Origin of the sequence: Vibrio sp. 10N.261.51.F11 (genome assembly GCF_041471665.1) — a bacterium.
GTDB classification, from domain to species: Bacteria; Pseudomonadota; Gammaproteobacteria; order Enterobacterales; family Vibrionaceae; genus Vibrio; species Vibrio crassostreae_C.
Window position 1 is genome coordinate 142,509 of sequence record NZ_JBFROW010000033.1, and the last position, 24,478, is coordinate 166,986.

Genomic DNA, 24,478 nt, shown 5'->3' on the forward strand with positions numbered 1-24,478 from the left:
TGGTCGCTATGAATTGGGGCGATGATTGAATGACTTAAATGAGTGCATATATAGCCATGTTTACGGTGTGGTTTATGCGAGGTTGGAATGTTTCAATAATGTAAAAAGTGAATTCACTTTTGCCATGTGGTCAGAAATTAAAAATTTTAGCTAGATCACATAAATCTTTCGGATTACGAGTTCTAGCACCTGATACTTATGCTCATTTGACGTTTTGTAGGGAGTCAATGAAAGAAAAAGCGGCCTAAATAGCCGCTTTTGATGGTTGCCTAGTATGGTTATCTAGCGCCGTTATTTAGAGTTCTGCTTAGGACTCTTCTTCCTCAAAGCCATCTGCATAGCCTTTCGGTGGCGGTGTCCAACCACGTTCAGAACGAGAGTGTTTGTCTGAACGGTCTTTTTTCATATCTTCTTTCATTGCTTCTTCAAGGTGAATGAAGATTTGTCGGTAGTTGTTGTCGTAGCGTGGGTTCTCTTCCGCTTCAGACCAAGCTTGGTAAAGCTTTTCAGACTTACGGCTCTCAACACGTTGATAAGTCGATTTTTGCTGCTCGACGAAGAATGGGTGATGACCCAAAGAACGCAAGGCTTCAGCGCCCATTTCAAGAGCAGAATGGTAGGTCTCTGATTCAACAAAGTCTGCCCCCGCTTCTCTTAGGCGATAACTATGACCACGGTCGAATGCGCGGGCTAAGATTTTCACTTTAGGGTAGGTGTGTTTAACGTATTTCACTAATTCAACGCTTGAGTCTTGGTTGTCGATTGCCACTACTAGCATCGCGGCTTCTTCGATTCCGGCGGTATGCAATAAGTCGTGACGAGTCGCATCACCAAAGTAAGATTTGATATTGATAGAGCGCAGCAAGTCTACTTGGTTCGCTTGGTGATCCAGAACCACCGTATTGACATCGTTCGACACCAGCAAGCGGTTAACGATTTGACCGAATCGACCAATGCCCGCAATGATAACGGTACCTTTCTCTTCGATGGTATCTTCTTCGCGGTCGTTAGATTTTTGTTCGTAACGAGGAAGAATCACTTTATCAAATAGAATGAACAGCCCTGGTGTTAGGAACATTGAAAGTGCCACAACCAGCGACAATGTTTGAACGATGTCAGCAGGTAATACGTGGTTTTGAGCTGAGAAGCTTAGTAGTACAAAACCAAACTCACCGGCTTGCGCCAAGCTCAGTGTAAACAGCCAACGGTCACTGTTTTTGATTTTGAAGATCAATGCCAACGTAAATAGCACCAAGGCTTTAAGAAGCATAACGCCAAGAGTGAGGCCAATGATCAAACCAAAGTCGTTGAATAGAACATCAAAGTTGATGCCAGCACCAACGGTAATGAAGAACAAGCCAAGTAGCAGCCCTTTAAACGGGTCAATATTAGACTCAAGCTCGTGGCGGAATTCACTGTTCGCTAAAACCACACCCGCAAGGAAGGTACCCAAAGCCGGTGATAGGCCGACTAGGCTCATCAGTGCAGCAATACCAATCACCAACATCAGTGCGGTTGCAGTAAAGATTTCACGCAGGCCTGAGCTTGCCACGAAGCGGAACAGTGGACGACTCAAGAAGTGTCCGCCGACCACAACAATCGCAATAGATGCTGTGATCACAAGGCCATAAGCCCAACCGGGTAGGCCAGCAACAAGACTTAACTCTTCATGATGATCAGAGGCCGAAGCGACCGCGCTTTGTGCAGCTTCAATTAATTCTGGCAACGCTAATAGAGGAATGAACGCCAACATAGGGATGACGGCAATATCTTGGAACAGTAGGACTGAAAAAGCGTTCTTGCCGCCTTCTGTTTTGGATAGCCCTTTTTCGTTAAAGGTTTGGAGTACAATCGCGGTAGATGACAGTGCGAAGATCAAACCGATAGTCAGCGCAATGGTCCAAGGTTGTCCGAAGAAAAGGGCGATACCCATTACAATCGCGGTAGTGCCACCAACTTGCAGGCCACCCAGCCCCATCAGTCGGTTTCTCATTGCCCAAAGCATCTTAGGCTCAAGTTCAAGGCCGACCAAGAACAGCATCATAACCACGCCGAACTCGGCAAAGTGTTGGATGGTTGTGGTCTCTTCACCCACTAAGCCGATGATTGGGCCAATCACAACACCAGCAATGAGGTAACCTAATACAGAACCAAGACCAAGTCTTTTGGCAATAGGCACGGCAATAACTGCTGCGACTAAGTAGATAAACGCTTGTAGAAAATATCCCGTCATTATTTAACCTCTGCCATTAGTTCTTCTACGTAGTGGTTGAGTTTTTCTGCTTTGCTGGCTTTCTTAATATTGATCTTGCCGGCAACCAACGCCTCTAACAGCACTTTATAGCTATCGACATGCTCTTGAATGCGGTTTTCTTCCAACGCGGTACGCGAGCCAAATAACGCAAAGGGCGCGAGATAGTTCATCCCACACAGAGAAGCAGTTTGTTCGATTGGGTGAAGCAGCTCTCGAATAGTGAAATGGTTGTAACCATCACTTTGGTAGGCATCTTTTTTACCACCTGCAGTAATGCTACATAATAAGTTCTTACCCTGTAGTTCATTGCCATCGGCGCCGTAGGCGAAGCCGTATTCAAGAACAAGGTCTTGCCACTCTTTAAGAATTGCCGGTGTTGAGTACCAATACAAAGGAAACTGAAAAATGATGATGTCATGGTCTAACAGGCGTTTCTGTTCACGGTCGATGTTGATTTTAAATGTCGGATACTCGGCATAGAGATCGACACAGGTAACACCGTCAACGCGTTTGGCTTGTTCAAATAAGGGTTTGTTTGCTTCAGAACGATGTTGAGAAGGGTGGGCGAATAGCACCAAGACTCGATTTTTCGACATATAGCCCTCTTTGTCCATTAACGAATAATATTTATTGGAATTATAGTTATACAATAATAGAAGAATGGTTGAACAACAACGAATTAGCCCATACTTCTTTGTTTAGATACGTGTGCTTTCTGCGTTTAATTATATAAGACACCAGTCATTTTGTGTCTTTCAGGCACAAGTAGCCGATGACTGAGTAAAACTAATTATTCACGAATAGTAAAAGCGAATGTGGGCATTTTATGTCACCGTTGGTGGGTAACGTAAATAATCCAATAACCCTACATAGAACGATAATGAATAAAGGAAAAAACTATGAGCATGGACTTGCGTCAACAATGTGATTTGTTGCTTTCTGGTCATCTAGAACCGACACCAGCACAAACATTCGCTCAGATGGCTGAATGGTGTGAAACACACAATGTGAGCCATGATAGCTACGGTGATGGCGAGTTTATCGAGAGCTTTGAAAACAAGGTCGCAGAGCTGCTTGGTTATGAAGCCGCCGTATTTGTTATTACCGGCACCATGAATCAACCCACAGCATTAGAAATTGCGTGCCAAGAGAAAAGAAACCCGGTAGTAGCGATGCATGAGTCGAGTCATATCATTCGCCATGAACGCCAAGGGTATCAGCTCCAAAATCGTTTCAACGTGCTTCCGGTCGGCAATGTATTTCGCACTTGGAATGTTGATGACTTAAAGGCATGGCCTGATGAGATTGCAGCCGCTCTGTATGAATTACCGATGCGTGAAATTGGCGGCCAATTGCCAGAATGGGATGAGCTTGAAGCGATCAAGCAATACTGCAAAGAACAATCGATTCACCTTCATATGGACGGTGCACGTTTGTGGGAATGTGGCGCGTATTATAAAAAGCCATACAGCGAGATTGCTCAGGGCTTCGATAGTGCTTATGTTTCGCTGTACAAAGGTCTCAATGGGCTGGGTGGTTCGTTATTACTGGGTGATAAAGCCTTTGTCGCGAAAGCATCGGCGTGGATGAAGCGCCAAGGTGGTAATGTTTATCACCGAACGCCTTATGTGGTTTCAGCAGCAATGCAGTTTGATGAGCGATTAGAACTGATGCCTGCTTTATACGAACGCACCAAACAGGTTTATCAAATCCTACAAGATTACCCTCAGTTTACGGTTAACCCGCAGCAACCGCAGGTCAACATGCTTCACCTCTATTTACCTGTGAGCTACGAAGACGGCATTATTGTGAGGGATAACATAGCGAAGAAACACAAGGTTTGGATAGGAAACCCAGCGATCAGCGAACTGCCAAACCAATGTAAGATTGAATGGTATGTAGGGGATAACTTACTGAATCTGCCTGATCATGAGCTGATCGACATTCTTGATTTTATTAACGAAGAGCTGATTTGATTAACTAAGGGTTAATTTGATTGCGGAAGAGTTGAGTTGATTACAGAAGAACGGACTGCAGAAGAGCGGAGCTAATGGAAATGGATACAAGAAATCGGTCCGGTATCCATTTATGCAGCTAGGATGACAGGCTCTGTTACATATACTGGTTGATGTACACATCAACTAAGAACATGAACACTGGAACCGTGCTGAGAAGTCCGAAGAAGACGATTGGCACCCAGTTTTTGATTTTCTTTTTAGGTTGCTCAGTGTTATTCATAAATTCGGCCTTAAATTCGTTGTTGAGTCTGTTTAGCTTTTTGGTACTAAAAATCTAAGTGCATGGTATCAAATAAATGGGTTTAGCCCTAAGTGGATTTAGAGAATCGTGGCGTGAATCAATCACATAAAATGTAAGTGATTCATAAACGGTTCATAAAGGTTCAACAATAATGAACCTATTAGAACAAGCATTGCCTTACTCGGCATATCAAATAAACAGCATTTAAAGATTTGGAGAATACAGAATGAAAACAATAGGAAACATCATTTGGTTTCTGTTCGGTGGCGTATTTATGGGACTAGCTTGGTGGTTCTTCGGACTGCTCGCATTCCTAACCATCGTTGGTATTCCATGGGGTAGAGCGTGTTTCGTTATGGGTAACTTCTCATTCTTCCCATTTGGTCAGGAAGCGATTTCGCGTGACGAGCTAACCAATGAAATGGACATCGGCACGAGCCCGCTAGGTGTGATTGGTAACGTTATTTGGTTCTTATTTGCGGGGATCTGGCTTGCGATTGGTCACATCATGTCAGCTGTGGCGTGTTTCATTACTATTATAGGTATTCCGTTTGCGATTCAGCACCTTAAGCTCGCGGTTATCTCATTGGCGCCAATCGGTAAAACCGTTGTCGACAAACGTGAAGCAGAAGCGGCGCGAGTAAGAAATTACAAAGGTTGAGATTACACTTTCAGCCTGATTGAACTGAAAAAGCACATCGCATGATGTGCTTTTTTGTGCCTCGTTTTCTATCTAACGATGCCCCAATCTCACAAACACTCACTAGACATTGTTGAACAAGACTTCAAGCCTAAGGGTGATGTTGGCTTCTTCCGTGTGTTTCTCGTAAGGCTCTCGTTCCCACTGGTAACGCGGGGTGACCTCGTAAAACAGCCATTCCTTCCATACATTTTCTCTATACGTTACCGACACTTGCGAATATTCGTTGTGGTTATACGGTTCGCTGGTCGCGGTTATCGTGGCGCTGTATTACAGAGCTTGGTCTTGAGAAAGGTAATGGTACAAGGTAATGCCCGTACCATACTCCCAGCCTTTGAGGTCATCGTTATAGCCAGCAAAGTTAGACCAACGCGCTAAGAAATCGTCACTCAAAGAGAGGTCAAAATCGATATCAGTGATCTCTCCCGTCTCTTTCTTCTCTTGATACACACGTTGGGTTAGCCGGAATACTGCATCTGTGGTGAGCGGGTAGGTAAACGATAGCGAGCCTCTATTCTTGGGCGTAATGTCGCTTTGATATTGAAACTACTGTAACCCTTGGCATAGGCGTCATAACGAAGGCCAAGTGCATTTTCTAACTCTTCAGAATCTTGTGGGAAGAAGTCTAAGAATTCTTCATCGCCAACAGACTCGTAGATTAGCTTAAGCCTTTTGCTGACAAAGGGTAAATGCAGGCGTGCGTTGAGCTTGGTGGAATAATCCACGTCACCGCCCTCAGAATAGATGAAATCATTATACCAACGTACAGAGGTTCCGGCTCTGGCGTCCTCGGTAATACGGTCATCCACAAAGAAGTTATCGAACCATATTGCGGGCTGACAAAACTTGCTGTTTAGGTAGTGGTAAGCTTTTTCGACGCGCGTGTCTTCTAACGGTTGGCTGTGGCACTCATTTTGTTCCTCTGCCTGAACTGAGTATGAAATGATTGACGCCAATAATGAGGTGCTAGCTATCCTACGACTCAATGGAACCTGTTTGTCATTCTATGTATCAATAGTTTGACTATAACTAAGCAGTTATGACAATGCGACTTTTAAAGAGATTTATCTTAATCAGTGGCTATTCAAAACAGAGACTTGAATAACATATGGCAGGTAAAGAAAACGGGCTCAGTAGGTGAGCCCGTTTGTCGATAAGTTTATAAGTGACTTAATGGCAGATTACATTGCCGCTTCGAAAATCGCAGAGATTTCTTCGTGGGTCGCTTGTTTAGGATTAGTAAAACCACATGCGTCTTTCAGTGCGTTGTCAGACAGAGTAGGGATATCTTCTAGCTTCGCACCAAGTTGCGCGATACCTGTTGGGATGTTCACGTCATTTGCTAGTTGAACAATTGCTTCGATCGCAGCTTCTGCACCTTGCTCTGGTGACATACCTTCAACGTTAACGCCCATTGCTTTTGCAACATCACGTAGACGCTCAGGACAAACTTGCGCGTTGTAGCGTTGAACGTGTGGTAGCAAGATAGCATTACACACACCGTGTGGAAGATCGTAGAAGCCGCCTAGCTGATGCGCCATCGCATGAACATAACCTAGTGACGCGTTGTTGAACGCCATACCCGCCATGAACTGTGCGTAAGCCATTTGCTCACGAGCTTCAATGTCTTCGCCGTGCGTAACCGCTGTTCTTAGGTGTGCTTGCACAAGCTCGATTGCTTTGATTGCTACAGCGTCGGTAATTGGCGTTGCTGCGATTGAAACGTAAGCTTCGATTGCGTGCGTTAACGCATCCATACCAGTTGCAGCAGTTAATGATGCAGGTTTAGCAAGCATCAACTCAGGATCGTTTACTGAGATAAGCGGTGTTGTGTGCTTATCAACGATAGCCATCTTAATGTGACGAGCTTCGTCAGTAATGATGCAGAAACGAGTCATCTCAGATGCCGTACCAGCCGTGGTGTTGATAGCGATCAATGGCATCATTGGCTTTTCAGACTGGTCTACGCCTTCGTAATCAGCAATCTTGCCGCCGTTAGAAGCAACTAATGCGATACCTTTTGCGCAGTCGTGTGGAGAACCACCACCTAGAGAAACAACAAAATCACAATCGTTGTCAGTCAGCAATTCTAGACCATCGTTCACGTTAGTGATGGTTGGGTTTGGTTGAGTGCCATCGAATACAACTGCGTCTACGCCGCGCTGGCTAAGAAGGTCTTGTACCTGCTTAACTACACCAATTTGATTCAGGATCTTATCTGTAACGATCAGACCTTTTTTAAAGCCTTGAGACTGGATGCTATCAGCAGCATCTTTCAAACAGCCAGTGCCCATGAAGTTGATTGTAGGGATGTAAAATGCAGTAGACATTGGAAAACTCCGTTAATTATGATTTTTAATTTCCTACATGTTGTCGGCATTCAAGTGGTCGACCATTGATCTGGAACAACTTTGATTTCGAACTAACACTTTCTGGTTAGTCGTTGTGATAGGGCTCATATAGCAATCGTTTTTATGGTTTTCTGGTGTGTTCTTTGTCAGTAGTGGATAGTGATAAATTGACTCGATCAGAAACAGAATTGCGCTCTATAACAATGAAAAATAAGCTTATTCACTGAAAGTCGGTTCAATTTCAGCCAGGATTGAGCTTTTCTCTGAGTTATCACTGCATTCAATTTGAGGAGCTTGTGACTCTTCAGTGTTAGGGGTGTCTTCTGGTTCCTCATCATAGTATTTGACAAGAAAAGGGGTGAGCATGACAGATGACGGTAAAAAGTGCTTCATAATACCTCCCGGTACCTAATGTGTATTTCTTGTATGGTATGGGTTTAATATGTGGCAAAATTTGCGATACATCATGACTTGTGGCTTGTTTTATATAAATTATTAGATTTATATACAGGCTCACAGATTTACGAGTAAAGCGATTGCCAGCCTACAAGGCGAAAAGAAAAATTAAGCAAAACTACGATAAAAACAGACACAGCATTGCTCAACAGCGCGAATAACAGGACAGAAAATGAAGTACGATTGGATATTCTTTGATGCGGATGAAACCTTGTTCCACTTTGATGCTTTTCAAGGAATGAAGCTGATGTTCTCCCGTTTTGGTGTGGACTTTAGTGAACAGGATTATTCGGTTTACCAAGAGGTGAATTTACCACTTTGGGTAGATTACCAAGATGGGCGCATTACGGCAGCTCAACTGAAGCACGCGCGTTTTGAAAGCTGGGCAACAAAGCTAGAGACAACAACAGCAGAACTAAACAGTGCATTTTTGACCGCAATGGCAGACATCTGTTCGCTGCTTCCTGGTGCAAAAGAGTTGATGGAGTCTTTAAAAGGCAAAGTGAACATGGGTATCATCACGAATGGGTTTACCGAGCTGCAATCTATACGTTTAGAACGCACAGGCATGACAGATTACTTTGACCATGTGATCATCTCTGAAGAAGTCGGTGTCGCGAAACCAGACGCTGAAATCTTTGAACATGCACACAAGCTTGTTGGCTTACCAGCAAAACAACGCGTATTGATGGTCGGAGATAACCCGCATTCAGATATTTTAGGCGGCTTGGATTTTGGTATTGAGACGTGTTGGTTGAACAGCCAAGAGAAAGCAGCACCAGCAGGTATTAACCCTCATTATCAAGTTAAGTCTTTAGCTGACCTGCAAGCTCTGTTATTGGCATAATTGCTTTTAGATTTTTGAGTGAATGATTGATAGCCGAGTGCAGTTATGTGCTCGGCTACTTATTTTTACCTACTGTAAGTTATCGATAGTGGTGCTTAAGTCTATCTTTGCTTTAAGCTCGCTTTGATTACCCAATGACAATAAAGAAAAGGAAGAGGTGTGTTTAAATCTCATCGCCATAGCTGCTACGGCATTGCTGCCATTCTACTTTGGAGCTGCTTAATCGCGCTGTCTCGAAGCGTATCTGAACAACTGGGCCCAATCGGTGGTGCGGCCAGCCTTTACACGGTGAGTGCGCTGTTGTTGATCTGTGTTATGGGTCTACCAAAGCTGTCACGCTTTTCTAAGTCTTACTTGCTGATTGGCGGCGCCTTGTTCGTTTGTTATGAGATCTTCTTGGCTTTGGCGTTGGGAATGGCAAACAATAGACATCAAGCCTTGGAAATGGCTGTCATCAACTACTTATGGCCAGCACTGACGGTGTTATTTGCGGTGCTGCTGAGCGACAAGAAAATTAACTGGTTGGTTTACCCAAGTATCTTCTTGGCCTTCTTTGGCGTCGCTTGGAGCATCAGCGGCGATCAGGGGCTTTCTGTTGAACAAATCGCTGCCAATGTTGCTACTAACCCAAAAACTTATTCAATGGCGTTTTTCGGCGCGATTATTTGGGCGGTTTACTGTAATTACACTCAGAAAGTGGCGAAAGGGCAGAATGCGATTGTGTTGTTCTTTATCGCAACGGCAATCACCTTGTGGATCAAATACGCATTGAGTAACGAAACCGGCATGGTGATGACAACCAGTGCTGCGATTGACTTAGTGTTGGCAGGCGTGTGTATGGGCGCAGGTTACGCGCTTTGGAATACAGCGATACTTGGCGGCAATATGGTCTTCTTGGCGACCATGTCGTATTTCACGCCTATTTTTGCGACCTTACTGTCTTCTATTATTTTGGGTTTGTCATTGAGCATGACGTTTTGGCAGGGCGTTTGTATGGTAACGATTGGCTCTTTAGCTTGCTGGTGGGTAACCAGAGACAAAAAGCCGACGGTTACGGCGTCGGCTTCTAAAAAGGTTCAATCAGAGTCTTAGTCAGCGAGAGATTGATTGGTTAGCTCTTGGTTCTTAACTCTCGACTCTTAACTCGCGATATTGAGATTCAATTGAAGCTCATAAGGCATCTTCGATAAGCGTCGCTTAAGTTGGCGGCGCGTACGTTCAATATCATCGACCGCAATCGCTTGTTGGTCGTTGGTATGAATATCAACATTGATTCGTAATTCTGGACCAACCTTAGTCACACCCATCAGCTCCAAATCTTGCTCCGCTTCTTTGTCTACCGCGACAACGTTCTTATCTACCGCATCACAAATATCTTTGTTTGCCGACATCATAAGCAGTTCGCGCATCGCCTCACGTAACATGTCGAAAGGCACTTTGATGAAGTAGAAAGACATTAGCAACATCATCATTGGGTCGGCATACACTGCGTATTCTGCAAGCGGAGAAAAAGTAATTAACCAAGCCGCTACGAAACCCGCGGTTACCGCTACACTCAGTAGCGTATCCATTTGCCACTGTTTAGACTCAGCCTGAATCAGACCTGAAGAAATACGTTTACTCTTATTCGCGATGTACCACCAAGCGTAACCACAACCCAGTACGTTGAAAATACCAAACAGAGTTGCGATAGAAGCATCAACTTCACGGCCACCCGTCATTAGGGCACCAATCGCAGAGTAAAGTGAATAACCAACCACAAGAAGAATCACAACGGCTTTAATCGCAATCACAATCGGCTCGATGATAGCTCGACCAAACGGGAACTCAGTGTCCGAAGGGCGATTGATGTATTTCGAGGCAGCTAGTGACAATAAAGTTAACAGTAAGCTGATAAGAGAATAGACACCGTCAAATACTATGACCAGAGAGCCAACGAGAAGACCCAACACCAATCCGCCAATTGCGAAGCCTGATGCTAAAAGGGCTGAGAACAATAGTACTCGATTTTCGTTTTGGCTTTTCCTGTCACACATAATATTTTCCAGATGTTTTTGATAACTTCATTGTTCTAATAATGAGCTAACTTTACAAACTTTATCTGATGATGTTTATATGTCTTATTTAATTCGAACATATAAATCAATAAAATTCAGTGACTTAAGATCAGGGTGTGGTGTCAATAAAGTTGACGTTGAGTGTTTTTTGGTGATGGTGTGCAACTGAAATAGGATCGTTTATGATTAATAAAACACATTAGTCGCTAAGGTCTTATTGGTCTTCTAGATTTGACTGCGACTGCGACTGCGACTGCGATGGACAAGGAGTGAATCAATATGAAGTTTGACGATATCAGTGATAATGAGTTGTGGGCGATTGCTAACCCGATCATGGATAATCTGATGGATGGTTCAACTAAGGTTGATCATGAACAGCACTGTCGAGATTTTACTCAAAGGATGAAAGACATTGTTACGCCAGAATATTTAGAAAAGGTGTGTCACCATTATCAGCACAGTAATGGCTTTTTTGCTGAGCGTGAGCAAGTTGCTTTATTTAGACGTTCAGACTCCATCGCCTTTGTGTGGAAACAAGCGTACACCATCGCCAAAGGTGAGTTTGTCGCTGAAATGGTATTGGTTGAAGAAGACGGACGCTATTTAGTGGATCACGTGATGGTCTTTTAGGAGTAGTGCTGTTTGTGGTTTTTCCCTTTGTTATCGACGATAAGCAATAAGCGCGAGCTAGAAATCAAACAAATAATCACTAAGCTGGTCGGCCAACCAATTCATTCCTGGGTGCTCTGCCATGCCAGCCGCGGTAAACATACAGTAGTCTTCTTGTGTTAAACCGTAGGTGTGTTTGATCACGGCAAGCTCTTGTTCACGCAGTAAATGGCGAATCAATGGCTCAGGCATTACGCCCCATGCTTCTTCACGTAGAATCGTATCCAACATAAAGTCGAAGCTAGAGAAGCCAATGTAACGACGCGAGAAGGGCTCAAGCTCAGGATTATCCTTTTCATTAAGATAAACCATGGTTGCTTGCATCGAATTTCTCAGTACTTCATCAGACACTCGTCGCATCGCACTCAAATCATGTCCTTTCTTACATACAGACATCATTCGAATCTTACCAAGCGGGTTGTAGATAATTCTTGGGTCATCGACGCGTTCGTAATCGACACCAAATGCGAAGTCGACTTGCTGAGTTTCAACTAGGTTAGCTAAGTCACCGCTCGATGCGAGAACGAAGTTGAATGAGGTAGAAGGGTACTTGTTATTTAAGGCGTGAGATAAGTCCTGCCACATTTCATCGGGTAGGGAGTCATCTCGTGCTATCCAAATTTCTGCGTTGAATTCGCCCGAAACATGCAAGCAGGTTTGTTTAATACGCGCGGCTGTCACCAACATGCCTTCGCAATCTTTGTAAATCGCTTTACCCGCTTCTGAAAGCTCAACGTGGTTTCCGCTGCGGACGAACAGCTCGACATCTAACTCTTTTTCCAAGGCTTTAATCGACATGCTGAGTTTGGTTCGGTTGCATTCTAACTGGCGTGCAGCTTCAGAAACTGATCCTAAATCAGCAACGGAACAAAAGGCTTGGACTTGAGAAAGGTTCATTTCATTTCCATATTGAGCGGGGGTCGGTGCATATTATCTGAATATTGTGCTGACTATCTTAGAAATAGTCCATCTTTGCATGATAACTCTATGACGAATTGACTAATTTGGTTTACTCTGGGGAAGTTCCGAACCTACAAGAAGTAAAGATGGAGGCCATGATGGCGAAACAATGGGACGAATACGCCGTTGATTGGGATAAAGATCCCGCAACTGCAGTATTCGCACAATCCGTATTTGACCAGTTAACACAGCTCGTTGATTTAAACGGAACCCGTGTCCTTGATTTTGGTTGTGGTACAGGACTACTCAGCCAGAAAATATCTCCTTTAGCAAAAGAGATCATCGCACTTGATATCTCTGAAGGGATGATTGAAGAGTTAGATAAGAAAGAGTTACCTAACGTTGAACCGGTAGTTGATATTTTATCGCGCGGACTTGCAGCGCAGCATCCAGCATTCAGAAACCAGTTTGACCTAGTGGTAGCCTCTTCGGTGTGTGGTTTTATCCCGAACCTACAAGACACAGTCAGTCTGATTTACACGCTGCTTGAAAACGACGGTACGTTTGTACACTGGGATTGGTACTTGGAAAGCGACAGTGAAGACTACGGTGTAAGCCAACAGCGCTCAGAAAATGTATTGAGTGCAGCGGGCTTTGCAGTAGTTGAAGTCTCTACACCGTTCTCGATTGACACTCCACAAGGAGAGTTAAAGGTATTAATGGGTGTTGGACGTAAACAAGCGCTTCCAGATCTGTAATCGTGTGTATGCCTTGAGCTAGCATTCAGAATGCTCATTTAAACTACTAAACCCACATTAACGACTCTAACGTCAGTTATGTGGGTTTTCTCTTTTTGGCGCTATCGTTTTAAACAGAACGAATTAGCGCTTTCTCATTTCTTCACTACTAACTCTGGTTTCTCTATTTCTCTATTTCTCTGTTTCTCATCTCGCTCATAGAAAACTCAACACCGCTAATTTACAAATTATTTATTTCCATTTTGGAAATGTAGTCTTGCATACATTTCATTAGTGGAAATATAACGGTGAGATATAAAATAAGCCCATAACAACACTAAGGGTTTAATCATGAGCCACCAATCTGCGTCATCTACTTCTTCACCACTTTCAGAGCAACAACAACGCTTTAGCAATATCATTTCAGATGCCAACCTGTCACCAAAACAGAAGTCGAGCTATCTTGCCTTAGAAGCTGAAGCCAGCTTACCGTATATGCCGGTAAGCAAAGAAGTAGAGCAAGCCTTACAACAAGGTGTGCTGTGTGACATGTTTGAAGGGCACGCCCCATTTAAGCCGCGCTATGTACTTCCAGATTATTCTAAATACTTACATCAAGGCTCAGAGTATTTAGAGCTTAGCGCGGCAACCAACTTCGATGAAGCATTGAACATGCTTACCATCCTTTACCACCATGTTCCGTCTGTCACTTCAATTCCGGTTTACCTAGGTCAGTTGGATGATGTGTTGATGCCTTTCGTGGGCGACTTAACAGAAGAGCAGGTATACCAAAAGATTAAGCTGTTCTGGATCATGTTGGATCGCACACTGCCAGACGCCTTTATGCATGTGAATATCGGCCCGACAGACAACATTATCTGCCGTACGATTTTACGTGTAGACGCTGAATTGAAGCAGATCGCGCCAAACTTAACCTTTATGTACGACCCAGCCGTGACACCTGATGATCTACTTCGTCATGCGGCGAGCAACATCTGTGAATGCAGTAAACCACATATTGCAAACTATCCAGCGCATGCCGAGGCTTACGGCGATAAGCGTTTTGGTATTGTGAGCTGCTACAACTCTCTGCCGTTAGCGGGTGGTTCAAACACCTTGGTGCGTATGAACCTTAAGCAAGTGGCGTTGAAGTCTGAGGACAGTGCTGATTTCTTACAACAAGTATTGCCGAATTACAGTGGCATCATGGTTGAATTGATGAACGCTCGTAGCCGCTTCTTGCATGAAGAGTCTAACTTTTTTGACGGCTTCCTTACCAAAGAAGGTCTTATCGAAGAAGATCGCTTTGCGCCAATGTTTGGTATTTATGGCATGGCGGAAGCCGTCAACATCTTGATGGAGAAAGAGGGCCAAGCAGGGCGCTATGGTCACGATGAACAGGCTAATCAACTCGGTCACCGTATCTCTGAAAAGCTGGCTGAGATCGTCGAAAACTCTGAAGTGAAATATGGGCTGGAAGGTAAGGCTCTGTTGCACGCTCAAGGCGGTATTAGTTTAGATGAAGATGTGACTCCGGGTGTCCGTATTCCTTATGGCACCGAACCGGACCCAGTATCTTACGTTCGTGCTACCGCGGGTCATCATAAGTTCTACACCTCGGGTATCAGTGACATTCTGACCATCGACGAAACAGTGAAATCAAATCCTGAAGCGATGTTTAACCTGTGTAAAGGCGCGATTCAGGCGGGTTACCGTGAGTTCACGGCTAACGTTGCATCAAACGATTTGGTTCGTGTAACGGGTTACATGATCAAACTGTCTGATATTGCGAGATACGATGAGCAAGGCTCACGCACCAATACCACCTTCTTAGGTGCTGAAGCTGCGAAGAACACGGGCATATTAGAGCGTAAACCACGCGTGGCGAGCTTAGAGATGTCGCCGACATACGAATAGCTTTAACGTGCGTGCGTTATGTGTGTGATGCGTTTCGAATACGAACAATGTGAATTATGAAAATTTCTGATCTAACAACTCAAATGGCTAGGGTTAAAAATAATAAGACAGAAAAACAAGCGAAGGTCAGCCGTGTGCTGACCTTTTCTTGTGTTGATGGACCGGGAAATCGCCTAGTGCTGTTTCTACAAGGGTGCAATTTCGATTGTATAACCTGCCATAACCCACACACTATTAATCACTGTAACCATTGCGGAGTCTGCATAAGTGGGTGTCCAAGCGGCGCATTAAGCTCTGTAGATGGTAAGGTGAAGTGGGATCCGGTCGCGTGTACCAACTGCGATCAGTGCGTCGATATCTGCGACCATAAGTCGAGCCCGAAAATTACCACAATGACGGTCTCAGAGGTTCTGGAGCTTGTCAGGCATAATCAGTTTTTCTTGAGTGGCATTACCGTTTCTGGCGGTGAAGCGACCATGCAGTTGCCGTTTATCATAGAGCTGTTTCAAGCGATTAAACGTGATCCACAGTTAGCGCATCTCACGTGTTTTATTGATAGTAATGGTTCGCTGTCACTTCAAGGGTGGGACAAGGTGTTGCCTTATCTTGATGGCGCGATGATTGACCTAAAATCATGGCAATCGGAAACACATCAATGGTTAGTGGCTAGAGGTAATCATAGGGTGTTTGAAACCATTAACTACTTAGCAGATAAAGGAAAACTGCACGAAGTTAGGTTGCTACATATCCCAAATAAAAGCGATCTTGAGGACGAAATTGAACAAGTGGGGCGTTACTTGAAGACTCTACCAAGTGATATTCGAATTCGGCTGAATGCGTTTCAGCATCATGGTGTCATTGGCGACGCGTTAGATTGGCCGAAATGCACCGAAAAACAGATGCAGAGCTTTCACGATAAGCTCTACACCATAGTTCAAAGACCGATGCAAACTCCTGAGGTTTATACCTAGTCTTTAGATTTCTTAGGCGGTCAATCAGGCTTCTAAGAACGTTAACTTTCTAAAGATATTAAGTCTCTAAAAATATTAAGCTTCTAAAAACAGGTCACACAACCATTTGATCGCTTGATCATTCATGTTGGGTTTATTCCACACCAAGCTGTACGCCACCTTACCGTAATCAAAAGGCAAGGGCTTGCTCACTAAGCCCTGAGCTTGTTTAGCATGCTCAGCCCACTGTTTAGAGCAAGTGAACAGGAAAGGTGTGTGGTGACACAACACAGCCGCAGCGCCGAAGTCCGCGACCGATATTGCCATCTCTCTTGGTTGGTGGCATTGAACCAAGTTTTGTTCAAAGTAAGGCTGAGACAGTTCGTTATCTAAAATCCCAATGTGCTTGTAATCTAAGTAGCCTTCTACCGTCAGTTCTTGCTGAGCGAGAGGGTGGTGTGCGCCCATCAAACAAACCATTTCATCTGGAAGAATTGTTTCCCAAACCAGCTCTTTGTTATCGGTCGGCGGCTGAGATATATCATGAGGCAACAAGATCAAATTGACCTTGCCACTGAGTAAAGCATCGAAGCCGAGCTGTTGTTTCGAATAGATGTTGAGCTTCGCGTTTGGCGCCAGTTCAGTAGTGATTTTACTTATCTTAGAGGCAAATACTTCGAAGGTACTTTCACGCATCGAAAGTGAAAAACTGCCTTGGTACTCTTGAGGGGTAAAACTCTTTTGATGAAGCAGTCCATTCATGCTTGAAAGAATTGCGTGAACAGTGGGCGCTATCTTCAGAGCAAAGGGAGTCGGGATAAGCTTGGTACCATCTCGATAGAAAAGCTCATCATTCAGGATGTCACGCAACTGAGACAGGGTTTTGCTTACACTCGAAGGGCTGACACAGAGTTGCTCTGAGGTCTGAGTGACGCTGTGGGTGTTCAGCATAATATGAAGCGCAGTGAGGTGCTTAAGGCTCACCCTAGATAAGTGTAAGTAATCCATTTATGACTCACGCATTCAGATTGGCTTGTGATTTTGCATGAACGACAAAATCGAACAAGCCAAATTGGATAAAGGTTATTTACGAGCTAGCTTATGGTGCGCTCGTGAAAAGTGGCCTGCGCAAAATGCGCCCACAATCGATAGTTCACCCGCTAAACACAGTGCAGCACAAACTTCAGCTAGGGCTTGTGATTTACCGTTACCATGCAGCCCAAGTAAATCTAAACAGGCTTTTTGACTTGGCAAGCCAGTACCACCGCCGACAGTCCCCACCATTAGGTTAGGCAGTGTCACGCTAGCGTATAAACCGCCTTCTTTGTTGAGTTCCATACGCGTCATACCAATCGCTGACTCGGCGACACAGGCCGCGTCTTGGCCACAAGCGATGTAAAGTGCCGCCAGTGCATTCGCATAATGGGCGTTGATACCGATAGTGCCGCTCAAAGCGCCACCGACTGTGGTCATTTGGCCAAACTGGACCATCTTCTCTGGTGTCGTGTGTAGGTACTTCGCGACAAGCTCTGCAGGGATATTAACCTCAGCAGTTACCTTTTTGCCACGAACGCTGCGCAAGGTTTGGGTATTGGCTTTCTTATCGCCTGACAAGTTGCCATCAAGGAAAGCGTGGTCAGGCTTAACTGGCGTATTTTCGATGATGTACTCAAACACGGCATTGGTTGCGATGGTCACCATATTCTGACCAGAAGCGTCTCCGGTTAGAAATTCGAACACCAAGTAAACATGGTTACCTTCGATGTTGATATTAATGTCGGTCAGCTTGCCGTGTGATGTTGTTGATTCTGCCAAGATCTTGAACTGGTCATACTGTGTCACAGCCCAAGCCACAAACTGTCCGGCTTCAACTAATCCTTGAAATGCAAAGCCAGGAGTACGTGTTACGCCTTCATTGAGCAACATAGCACTTGCGCCACCACAAGCCGTAATCAGCTTAGAACCACGGTTATAAGACGCGACAAGCGCAGCTTCTGTGGTCGCGAGTGGTACGAGGTAATCGCCCGTAGCAAATAGGCCATTGACTCTTAAAGGGCCAGATATTCCCACAGGGACTTTAACGGTGCCAATAAAGTGCTCAATGTTTTTCTCATAAGCTTGGAACTGACTTTGTGTATGAGGGTCGAGCAGTTCTTGCTGTGAATCTGCATTATCGAGCGCTGTCCAGCGACGTGTGAGATTCTTTTCTGTCAGGTAGGGGCTAGGTGTCAGCTTATTTACTGGCTTTTCAAAATGAGGCTGAAGCTTTTTTTCTAATTCGTCTGCGGAGATGTCGCCTCCTAAAATAGAAACATAGTCACGGCGATGCAGATTTAGTTTTGGCATAAATAGTATGAAGTAAAGTTTGTGCAGCAAATTGGTTTGCGCTGATTCTACCGAGTAATAAACCAGAAACAAGCGCCTGATATAATGAGTTACAGTTTGTGTGGTTGTTGAAGCAAAAAGCAGCGAAGTTTCGCGAAATATAGGCTGTATTTGAGCGAAATTTAGATATGAATGTCGAGAAGGCTACCGATGGCTTCGTTTTGACGATCAACCACACTTGCACCAACGCGGTTATAACTTGCGCTTTGTGTCAGTTTAATCAGGGAATCGGTTGAAGATGAAGCAGGTTCAGGTTCTTTGTCTTTAAAGGAAATGGCTTGTTCAGGCTCTATTTGATTAAAGCTGAGATCGCTAGCTTCGAAAGTGTCGTCGGATTCTAGAGCGTGTTTGGAGGCTTGGTTGAGCTCGATTGCGGCTTCTTCAGCCATGTTGGTGGATTGCTGAATAATGGCGTAACCAGATTGAATACCAGATATCGACATATCAGAACCTTTTATTGACGTATGAAATGAGTCTAGGCGGACGATATTTTGAGCGCAATGGTGAACAGATGAAATTTACGGTGAAAATGTGAACTTAAGCTAAAATAGTGATGTCTGTCTATTAACTGAACAGGTCATTTAGCGCGTTTAATTCTTCATCAGTAAGCAAAGAAGGCTTCTCTGTTTCAAGGTTGCCGTCGATCTCACCCTGAAGTGCTTTTAATTGTTGTGGGTTAAGAAGCTGTATTTGCTGCTTAAATGCTTCAAATTGCTGTGTATTCATAGTGTGACCTTTGTTCAAATCAATATGCTCTTTAGAGCATAGTCTACTGATTCAGGAAATCAAACAAGATTAAGTGAATTTTAAATGATGTTTGAAGTTTCTTGAAACTAAGACAACTATAAATTCCTGTGGTCGTTTTTTGTCCGAGAAATGTTAGGAAAAGTTAAGGCTTGGTCAATCAAAGTCAGAAAATTCCTACAATGTAAAAACGCCTTCAACCCTTGTGGCACAAGGGTAGGTAAGTAATTTCTCTACCCAATTAGGGGTATGGGTAAAGCAATGTATAAATATTTGTGATGATCAAAAGATAAGCAATTGGCGTTATCTTTTTGTTTTTACGGTATTTTGTTTGTTGCTCAAGAAGCTTCTGTTTCAAACGACTTGTCGATCTTAACCTTAACTGCAAACTTGGTCGCTAAGGTATGCAGTTCTGGAAGCATTCGATAGATCAAATGGAGCTGTTGTAGAACCATTTTGACAGAATTCTCATCTTCTTCTCGCCATTCACTCAAACGTTTATCCAGCTCCGGGTCATAAGCGTTTTTCACTTCACAATGCTCTTTATGAGAATAGAGTTGATCATTTAGAGCGTCGAGATGCTGGTGGATTACTCTGTGCGCATCTAGCACCAGTTTGTGTGTCGCTTCATCATCAATACGCGTTCTGTGAGCACCCAGAGCCGAGATATAGCTAAGTAGAGCATGATTGAGTGTTAAGAATCGGAAGCTCTCATCTTCAGAGGTGCGGTACTTACCCGGTTCAACCAACATGCTACTGATCGCGGCAGTCAGGTTTGCATCATTATTATGCGCACTACGTCGAGCGATACGATAGTTTAGGCTATCTTTCTTACCGACACGGTATTGGCCGATGATCTGAGCGAGATAGTTCTTATTGGAATCGAGCGCATTCGCCATCACTTTGTGCAGTCGCTTCGACTGCCAATCAGGTAACACATAAATGACAGCAAGCACGGCGAGAGCACAACCAATAAAGGTATCCGCTAACCTTGGCAATACTACCGCGTAGCCTTCACCTAATTGGTTAAAGCAGAAGAGCACAAGCAGTGTGATAAAGCCGGTCGCAAACCCGTAGTTATTGATTCGAAACGCAAAGAACATCACGCCACTGATCACAATGAACACTAATTGGCTCTCTTGCGACGGGAAGAAAGTCAGTAACGGTACTCCGATCAATAAGCCTGCGACCGTGCCAATGACACGCGCCGTCAGTTTTTGACGGGTTGCACTGTAGTTTGGCTGACACACAAACAGTGTCGTCAGTAGAATCCAATAACCTCGTTCGATATCAAAACCCTGGATAATCCCGTAGCCCAGCGTCAAAGTGATCGCCATGCGAATCGCGTGGCGGAATAGCATAGAATCGGTGTGCAAGTTAGCTTTGATCTTGTGCCACATTGCCGTCAAAGTATGAGGGTTGGTATCGTTCAATACACCTTCTTCAATCTTCTCTGCATCTGGGTTGCTGATATTCGAGAGCTGTTTTTCAACGGTTGCTAGGTTATTGAATAAGTAATCCAACTGGTTCAGCAGTGATTTCCATTTAGGATTATTCTGTTGGTGCAGATGATTGAGCGAAGACATCAGCTCATCGAGTGCCAATACAGACTTGTCACCATGCTGGTATTCAGCGCCAACTTTCAACGAGCTCGCCACTTCTTTACACGCAGTGGCCTGCGCTTCCAGTAGATACTTAAATCTAAACAACACGTCAGAGCGCTCAAAGTGTTTTGCTAGCTCTTGATAGCGATAGTGGCTAGAGCTGACGCGTTCATGAATATCTTGTGCGATGAAGTAGGTGTTAAGAAATCGGTCACTAGGGCCGTCAATGTGTCCGCGCTTAGAGCGATTAAGCAGCGTCGCTTTACACATGTTGAGTGCGTTAACGGTACTCGCGTTGAGTTTGGCTTCAATGATTCGGTGTGGCTGGGGAATCAAGTCAGAAACGGGGTAGAAGAGTTCCGCTTTTGAATCGATGTAGTTACCGATTTGATCGAATACCGTGGCTAAGTTTTGCTGCACGGGTTGCATTGGCCACACTATCTGCCAAATCATCGACATGAAGTAGTACCAAGCGGCGCCAGTTAACAGTAGAAGCGGTTGAAACCAAAGGTTGGTGCTCTCGTGTGCACCAAGCATGGTATAGATGGCAACCAAGAGAGAACCAAACGCGATACTCGCGTATTTAGGGCCAATTGCCCCGAGAATGATAAAAGAGAAGGTTGAAACAAAAAGCCCTATCGCGAACAGCCAAGGCGTATCGAAGAGAAGCTCAATAGAGAAAGCCGCAACGGCGAAACAGATAAAGGTCAGCGTGAGTGCTTTCAAGCGCCCGGTAAAGCTGTCATCACTTTCCGCAAGAGCCGCAGCAATAACGCCTAAGATCAAAGGCGTGATCAGTGTGTTTTGTCCATAATACCAAGCAGGCACCACCACGCCGAGCAGAGTGATGAGAATTAATACGCTGTAATTTATGGTTTTATTCGCCCAATAGAGGCGTAATTTGGCTGAAAAGTCCACAGTCGCTCACTTGACACACTAAAAACCATAATCCTAACAGAAATCAAGCACAAGAATTTGATACTTATCCATAATTGCCCGTAGGTGGTCATGAAAGCGTCGATAAGATATGAGATATTATTAATTCTCATTGCATCATGATATAAATTCAATATTCCCAATTAAGAGCACACTCCAATGCAGCTAAGCGCTAACAAGACTGCACAGTTTTTTATTCAAAATGAATATCATCAGGTTGAACTTGATGGTCCACGCTTGCTGTTATCTTCAGTAGGCAGTGAAGAGCGTATCCCATTTACTATTTGGAGTGGCAAGATCGCGATAAAGCGCGGATTGTTCTGGGGATCGCTACAATTTTTTGCTAATCAACAAGATGGAACACAGCGCAGTTGGTTAGTACAAGGCTTACCTTGGGATCAATGCCGTCAATTTGCACGCGCGTCAGTTAGTGCTTATCAGAAGTGGCACGACACTCAATGTGAACAATTGGCTGAACACGTACCTCAGTGGGAAGCTGAATTAACACGTCTTGAGCAATTACCAGCCTTTCTACCGCATTCTAAGGTCAACACTTGGGTTGATATGGTCAACTCAGGCTTAGAGAGTATGACAATGACGCTAGAAGAGGCCGCACAACGCATGCCAAACCGCATCGCAAGAATGCAGCCATGGTTATCTGAAACGGAAATCAAGCAAGCTGAAAGAAACCAGCAATGGCTAGAGACCGAGCGAAAAAACTGGGAAGTGTTGTTTGCGCAATGTGAGTCGTCACCACTGAACTTATCGCAGCAATATGCGGTGTTGATGAATGATGATCACAACCTTATTTTAGCGGGTGCAGGCTCGGGTAAAACCAGTGTTCTAACGGCTCGCGTCGCGTATTTACTGCAAAGCCATCAAGCTCAAGCTGAAGAGTTGCTATTGCTCGCTTTTGGTCGTGAAGCGGCAGAAGAGATGAAGCAACGTCTCGACAGCAAAATTGGTTTATCAGCAGAGAAGGTGCAAGTCAGCACTTTCCACCAGTTGGGTTTAAAGATACTGAATCAAGTTGAACCCGAACGTGTGGTTATTTCTCCTTTAGCGCTCGATGACAACCAACGCCAAGCATGGTGCATTGATTGGTTGAAGAAGCACTGGATGACACCGACCAACTTTAAACGTTGGCAAAAGCATTTGTCTAAATGGCCAATCGCTTATTTAACCGGTGACGATGAGCTTGGTAGCCACGTTTCAAACCTCAAATTGATCGGTTGGCTTGAAAAGCAGCTAGAACAGTTGAATGCGTCGGGTTTAACCAAAAAAGAAGTACAGCAACAGCTGATTGATCACCGAGACTATACGCGCCTCAACAGCGAGCTTTCACTGTGTTGGCCATGTGTAACCGCGTGGCAAAAGGAGTTGAAAGAACAGAATCATATCGACTTCTCAATCATGATCAGCCGAGCGACTCAGTATGTCGAGAAGGGCAAGTTTATCTCACCTTGGAAGTTCATCATGATCGATGAATACCAAGATATCTCACCTGATCGTCTTGCCTTGGTTGAAGCACTGTGTAATCAGTCTAAAGCCGAGCATCAAGCCTCTATTTTTGCAGTAGGCGATGACTGGCAGTCGATTTACCAGTTTGCAGGTGCGGATGTGGATTTGACCACGGGCTTTAAGGATCGTTTTGAAAGCTCGACCATTCATCACCTAGATACCACTTACCGCTTTAACAATCAGTTAGGTGCGGTGGCTAATCGCTTTGTACAAGAAAACCCAATTCAGATTCCGAAAGAACTGAACAGCTTCAAGCAACAGAAGCAGAAGGCGGTGTACAGTGCGCCAAGTAAAGAAGTTGAGAAGATTCTTGATCAACTGAACCGTCAATCCAAAGGCAAAACCAATAAATCGGTGCTGCTACTTGGACGTAATCATTACCACAAGCCAGAGTTGTTGGAAGATTGGAAGAAGATCTTCACTTCCATTGATATCAAGTTCATGACTTGCCACGGCAGTAAAGGTAAAGAGGCGGACTTTGTCATTATTCTTTGTGTTGACGAAGGACAGTTCCCGACCAAGAAGAAACAGCTGCATATTGATGGCGCATTGACTGAATCATCAGACGCGTTCCCTTATGCTGAAGAGCGTCGTTTATTCTATGTAGCAATGACGCGGGCAAAAGAGAAAGTATGGATCACGCACAGTGGCGACGGCTCTGGCTTTGTGCAGGAGCTGCATGGTTCTGATTACCCAGTTGTTCGTAAAAAGTGATGTTACTTGACTTGATTGTCTAAGATTAGATCTTCAATCCCTGCCCTAATATCACAAGGCAGACGCATAAAGCATAAGGAATTTGCTATGGAACACGGCTCTATTAACTACATTGAATTTGCTGCGAAAGACATCGCCGCAACTAAGGCATTTTTCAGTCAAGTGTTTGGTTGGAGCTTTGAAGACTATGGCCCTGAGTATTCTGCGTTTGAAGGCAAAGGCTTAATGGGCGGCTTCTATTTGGCGGATCTGGCGTCGAATACGGATAATGGCGCGGCGCTGATGGTTTTTTATAGCCAAGATCTTGAGCAAACCGAGCGCGATGTAATTGATGCTGGTGGTCAGATAAACCGTGAGATCTTTAGCTTTCCCGGCGGCAGACGTTTCCATTTCAGAGAGCCAAGTGGCAACGAGATGGCAGTGTGGAGCGATAAATAGAGAGACTCTCGCACTGTTTTATGATTGAACTGTTTAATG

General features: G+C 44.5%; 22 protein-coding genes and 1 pseudogene. 10 read left to right on the forward strand and 13 right to left on the reverse strand.

What is annotated here, in order from left to right; all coding sequences use genetic code 11:
- Window positions 1-307 precede the first annotated feature (307 nt).
- Window positions 308-2,233 (reverse strand): monovalent cation:proton antiporter-2 (CPA2) family protein, encoded by a 1,926-nt coding sequence (locus AB4351_RS11325; protein WP_048608770.1) that lies wholly within the window; start codon window positions 2,231-2,233, stop codon window positions 308-310.
- Window positions 2,233-2,850, reverse strand: coding sequence for an NAD(P)H-dependent oxidoreductase (locus AB4351_RS11330; RefSeq protein WP_046223961.1), 618 nt, complete (start codon window positions 2,848-2,850; stop codon window positions 2,233-2,235). Before AB4351_RS11330 ends, AB4351_RS11325 begins: the two co-directional genes overlap by 1 nt.
- Window positions 2,851-3,153: 303 nt before the next feature.
- Between AB4351_RS11330 and AB4351_RS11335 the strand changes: the two genes are divergently transcribed.
- The gene (locus AB4351_RS11335) at window positions 3,154-4,230 is read left to right on the forward strand and encodes a low specificity L-threonine aldolase (protein WP_372123129.1); all 1,077 of its coding nucleotides are present in this window, start codon (window positions 3,154-3,156) and stop codon (window positions 4,228-4,230) included.
- A gap of 136 nt (window positions 4,231-4,366) precedes the next feature.
- On the opposite strand, the gene AB4351_RS11340 is transcribed toward AB4351_RS11335, so the two are convergent.
- On the reverse strand, window positions 4,367-4,492 hold the full coding sequence (locus AB4351_RS11340; RefSeq protein WP_017075772.1) for a hypothetical protein: 126 nt from the start codon (window positions 4,490-4,492) through the stop codon (window positions 4,367-4,369).
- 247 nt (window positions 4,493-4,739) lie between these two features.
- Here AB4351_RS11340 and AB4351_RS11345 point away from each other — a divergent pair, with 247 nt between their 5' ends.
- Complete coding sequence (locus AB4351_RS11345; RefSeq protein ID WP_004730224.1) at window positions 4,740-5,174, forward strand: YccF domain-containing protein; 435 nt, start codon at window positions 4,740-4,742, stop codon at window positions 5,172-5,174.
- Between the two features lie 102 nt (window positions 5,175-5,276).
- On the opposite strand, the pseudogene AB4351_RS11350 reads toward AB4351_RS11345, so the two are convergent.
- From AB4351_RS11350 to AB4351_RS11360, 3 genes and pseudogenes are all read right to left on the reverse strand, one after another.
- Window positions 5,277-6,199: pseudogene (locus tag AB4351_RS11350) on the reverse strand (hypothetical protein).
- 195 nt (window positions 6,200-6,394) lie between these two features.
- Entirely contained in the window at window positions 6,395-7,543 is a 1,149-nt protein-coding gene (gene yiaY / locus AB4351_RS11355) for an L-threonine dehydrogenase (RefSeq protein WP_017066575.1), read from the reverse strand.
- Window positions 7,544-7,780: 237 nt separating this feature from the next.
- Complete coding sequence (locus tag AB4351_RS11360) at window positions 7,781-7,957, reverse strand: hypothetical protein (protein WP_165905187.1); 177 nt, start codon at window positions 7,955-7,957, stop codon at window positions 7,781-7,783.
- 235 nt (window positions 7,958-8,192) lie between these two features.
- Between AB4351_RS11360 and yjjG the strand changes: the two genes are divergently transcribed.
- Window positions 8,193-8,867, forward strand: coding sequence for a pyrimidine 5'-nucleotidase (yjjG, locus tag AB4351_RS11365; RefSeq protein ID WP_065584585.1), 675 nt, complete (start codon window positions 8,193-8,195; stop codon window positions 8,865-8,867).
- Between the two features lie 159 nt (window positions 8,868-9,026).
- Window positions 9,027-9,959: an aromatic amino acid DMT transporter YddG gene (gene yddG / locus AB4351_RS11370; RefSeq protein WP_102319833.1), complete on the forward strand. Its 933-nt coding sequence runs from the start codon at window positions 9,027-9,029 to the stop codon at window positions 9,957-9,959.
- A 47-nt stretch (window positions 9,960-10,006) separates the two neighbouring features.
- Here the strand turns inward: yddG and AB4351_RS11375 are convergent, their stop codons facing one another.
- A complete protein-coding gene (locus tag AB4351_RS11375; RefSeq protein WP_017064786.1) occupies window positions 10,007-10,903 on the reverse strand; it encodes a cation diffusion facilitator family transporter in 897 nt (298 codons plus the stop codon).
- 300 nt (window positions 10,904-11,203) lie between these two features.
- Between AB4351_RS11375 and AB4351_RS11380 the strand changes: the two genes are divergently transcribed.
- Window positions 11,204-11,554: a hypothetical protein gene (locus tag AB4351_RS11380; RefSeq protein ID WP_017060899.1), complete on the forward strand. Its 351-nt coding sequence runs from the start codon at window positions 11,204-11,206 to the stop codon at window positions 11,552-11,554.
- Window positions 11,555-11,611: 57 nt separating this feature from the next.
- Here AB4351_RS11380 and AB4351_RS11385 read toward each other — a convergent pair whose 3' ends face one another.
- The gene (locus AB4351_RS11385; RefSeq protein WP_016797108.1) at window positions 11,612-12,490 is read right to left on the reverse strand and encodes a LysR family transcriptional regulator; all 879 of its coding nucleotides are present in this window, start codon (window positions 12,488-12,490) and stop codon (window positions 11,612-11,614) included.
- Between the two features lie 161 nt (window positions 12,491-12,651).
- Between AB4351_RS11385 and AB4351_RS11390 the strand changes: the two genes are divergently transcribed.
- From AB4351_RS11390 to AB4351_RS11400, 3 genes are all read left to right on the forward strand, one after another.
- Complete coding sequence (locus AB4351_RS11390) at window positions 12,652-13,251, forward strand: class I SAM-dependent methyltransferase (RefSeq protein WP_017064785.1); 600 nt, start codon at window positions 12,652-12,654, stop codon at window positions 13,249-13,251.
- 330 nt (window positions 13,252-13,581) lie between these two features.
- Window positions 13,582-15,147 (forward strand): YjjI family glycine radical enzyme, encoded by a 1,566-nt coding sequence (locus tag AB4351_RS11395; RefSeq protein ID WP_372126026.1) that lies wholly within the window; start codon window positions 13,582-13,584, stop codon window positions 15,145-15,147.
- A gap of 56 nt (window positions 15,148-15,203) precedes the next feature.
- Entirely contained in the window at window positions 15,204-16,118 is a 915-nt protein-coding gene (locus tag AB4351_RS11400; protein WP_372126029.1) for a YjjW family glycine radical enzyme activase, read from the forward strand.
- A 75-nt stretch (window positions 16,119-16,193) separates the two neighbouring features.
- On the opposite strand, the gene AB4351_RS11405 is transcribed toward AB4351_RS11400, so the two are convergent.
- The 5 genes from AB4351_RS11405 to yccS all read right to left on the reverse strand — a co-directional run bounded on the left by AB4351_RS11405 (window position 16,194) and on the right by yccS (window position 21,748).
- Window positions 16,194-17,105, reverse strand: a complete 912-nt coding sequence (locus tag AB4351_RS11405) for a LysR family transcriptional regulator (protein ID WP_017060895.1) — start codon at window positions 17,103-17,105, stop codon at window positions 16,194-16,196.
- Between the two features lie 75 nt (window positions 17,106-17,180).
- Complete coding sequence (locus AB4351_RS11410; RefSeq protein ID WP_029235254.1) at window positions 17,181-18,443, reverse strand: hydroxymethylglutaryl-CoA reductase; 1,263 nt, start codon at window positions 18,441-18,443, stop codon at window positions 17,181-17,183.
- Window positions 18,444-18,604: 161 nt separating this feature from the next.
- A complete protein-coding gene (locus AB4351_RS11415; protein ID WP_017060893.1) occupies window positions 18,605-18,925 on the reverse strand; it encodes a hypothetical protein in 321 nt (106 codons plus the stop codon).
- Window positions 18,926-19,046: 121 nt separating this feature from the next.
- A complete protein-coding gene (locus AB4351_RS11420; protein ID WP_372126062.1) occupies window positions 19,047-19,232 on the reverse strand; it encodes a hypothetical protein in 186 nt (61 codons plus the stop codon).
- Between the two features lie 332 nt (window positions 19,233-19,564).
- The gene (gene yccS / locus AB4351_RS11425) at window positions 19,565-21,748 is read right to left on the reverse strand and encodes a YccS family putative transporter (protein WP_372083793.1); all 2,184 of its coding nucleotides are present in this window, start codon (window positions 21,746-21,748) and stop codon (window positions 19,565-19,567) included.
- Window positions 21,749-21,925: 177 nt separating this feature from the next.
- Between yccS and helD the strand changes: the two genes are divergently transcribed.
- Both helD and AB4351_RS11435 read left to right on the forward strand, forming a co-directional pair.
- Complete coding sequence (helD, locus tag AB4351_RS11430; RefSeq protein WP_017064779.1) at window positions 21,926-24,001, forward strand: DNA helicase IV; 2,076 nt, start codon at window positions 21,926-21,928, stop codon at window positions 23,999-24,001.
- An 87-nt stretch (window positions 24,002-24,088) separates the two neighbouring features.
- A complete protein-coding gene (locus tag AB4351_RS11435; protein ID WP_017071128.1) occupies window positions 24,089-24,439 on the forward strand; it encodes a VOC family protein in 351 nt (116 codons plus the stop codon).
- Window positions 24,440-24,478: the final 39 nt, after the last annotated feature.